Here is a 637-nt window from a genome sequence, read left to right as displayed (position 1 = left end):
GGCTCTTCGCAGTTGAGGGTGTAGTCGAGGGGCGCCGGCTGGTTCGCGGATAGACGTCGAGGTCTTCCAGGATGGAAGTTCTCACACTCACCGTCCGCCGGAAGACCTCGACTTGCACCACCCTACGTTCGCGACCCCTGACCTCACCACGTTCTGCCGCCTCGACGAGCTCGGCCTCGAAGCCGTCGGACAGCTGCTCGAGCCCGACCGGGCAGTACTTGAGTGCCGCGTCGTCGACGACGATCCGTGGTGTCGGAAGTGCGGCGCTGAGGGTGTGCCGCGTGACACGGTGACCCGGCCGCTCGCGCACGAGCCGTTCGGGCATCGGCCGACGACGCTGCTGGTCCGCGTGCGCCGCTACCGGTGCGGACACTGCCGCCGAACGTGGCGGCAGGACACGACGAAGGCTGCGGCGCCGCGGGCGAAGATCTCCCGCGGCGGGATCGCGTGGGCACTCACCGCGATCGTGGTCGACCACCTCACCGTCACCCGAGCCGCAGCAGGCCTCGGGGTGTCCTGGCACACCGCGAACACCGCGATCCTCGCCGAGGGCAAGCGGCGGCTCATCGACGACCCGACCAGGTTCGACGGGGTGACCACGATCGGTGTCGACGAGCACGTCTGGCGACACACCCGC

At 69.5% G+C, this 637-nt stretch carries 1 pseudogene; it reads left to right on the top strand.

The window, feature by feature from the left end:
• Positions 1-112: 112 nt before the first annotated feature.
• A pseudogene (locus QM019_RS12675) lies at positions 113-637 on the top strand (transposase family protein); the annotation flags it as partial.

Source organism: Gulosibacter sediminis (assembly GCF_030011715.1).
Classification (GTDB): Bacteria; Actinomycetota; Actinomycetes; order Actinomycetales; family Microbacteriaceae; genus Gulosibacter; species Gulosibacter sediminis.
This window is presented reverse-complemented; position numbering and strand designations above follow the sequence as displayed.